Source organism: Methylobacterium sp. WL103, assembly GCF_008039885.1.
Taxonomy (GTDB): domain Bacteria; phylum Pseudomonadota; class Alphaproteobacteria; order Rhizobiales; family Beijerinckiaceae; genus Methylobacterium; species Methylobacterium cerastii.
In genome coordinates, this window is record NZ_VRUX01000889.1 from 1 (window position 1) to 1,283 (window position 1,283).

A 1,283-nucleotide genomic window follows, 5' to 3' on the forward strand; every position below is an offset into this window, starting at 1 on the left:
GGCTGCTTCGGCGGCGGCGGCCTCATCGCCGGCACCTGCTCGCGCCTCGCGGTCTCGGAGGGCGGGCGCATCTCGGTCTCCGGCCCGGAGGTGATTGAGACCAACAAGGGCGCCGAGGAGTTCGACTCGAAGGACCGCGCCCTGGTCTGGCGCACCATGGGCGGCAAGCACCGGCGGCTCACCGGGGGCGCCGACGTGTTCTGCGACGACACCGTGGCGGCGTTCCGGCAAGCCGCCCTCGACTTGGCCGGTCGGGCGCCGGCTTTCGACCTTGCGACGCTGGAGGCGGAGCAGGCGCGGCTCGAAGCCCGCATCGCGCGCTTCGGCGATTGCCGCGACGCCACCGAGATCTGGGCGCGCCTCGGCGTCAACGATCCGGCCGGCGTGCCGGCGCTGTCGGCGGCCGACTTCGACGGCCTCGTCGCCGGACTCGAAGGGACGACTCATGACGCTCGCTGAGATCCTGGCCTCGCTGTTCCCCGAGGGCCATTCGGTGAATGTGGCCGACGGGCTGATCACCGGCCGCGGTCCGCTCGACGGCCGGGACCTTTCGGTGGTCGGCATCGACGGCGACACGCCGCTCGGGATCGAGGGCGCGCTGACGCTCGCGGCCGCGGTGCTGGCGACGGTGCGGGCCGGGGGCGCCGCGCCGATCCTGGTGCTGGTCGATTCCGACAGCCAGCGCATGAGCCGGCGCGACGAGCTGCTCGGCCTGAACGAGTGCCTGGCGCATCTGGCCAAGGCGCTGCTGCTGGCGGACGCGCAGGGCCATCCGACGATCGGCCTGATCTATGGCCACTCGGCCGCCGGCGCCTTCATCGCCACGGCTTTGGCGACGCGGGTGCTCGTGGCGCTGCCCGGCGCCAACCCGAGCGTGATGGACCTGCCCTCCGTCGCCCGCGTCACCAAGCTGCCCCTGGAAAAGCTCGAGGCGATGGCCAAGTCCACGCCGGTCTTCGCCCCCGGCCTCGACAACATGGTCCAGGCCGGCGCGGTGCAGGCGGTGCTCGACCCAGTCCAGCCGCTCGGGCCGCAGATCGCGGCTTTGATCACAGACTTGCCGCGGCAGGACGACCGCGACGCCCTCGGCAAGGCCCGCGGCGGCCGCCCGGTCGCGCACGACATCGCCGCGCGGGTGGTCGAGGCGGCGCGGGCGTGAAGGCGATCCGCCGCCACGACCTGTTCGTGGTGGCGCCCGAGGCCTGGCATCGGCTTCTGGCCGGGCGCCCCGACCTCGACGGCGTGCCGCACGTCGCGACCTGGGCGCGCGACGGCCGGCCGGT

Annotated in this window: 1 protein-coding gene and 1 pseudogene; both read left to right on the plus strand. The window is 74.0% G+C overall.

The genetic code is table 11. From position 1 onward, the window contains the following. A pseudogene (locus FV222_RS26445) lies at nt 1-459 on the plus strand (biotin-independent malonate decarboxylase subunit beta); the annotation flags it as partial. Continuing rightward, nucleotides 446-1,159: a biotin-independent malonate decarboxylase subunit gamma gene (gene mdcE / locus FV222_RS26450; protein ID WP_147763800.1), complete on the plus strand. Its 714-nt coding sequence runs from the start codon at nt 446-448 to the stop codon at nt 1,157-1,159. The pseudogene FV222_RS26445 and the gene mdcE, both read left to right, overlap by 14 nt. The last annotated feature ends 124 nt before the right edge of the window (nt 1,160-1,283 follow it).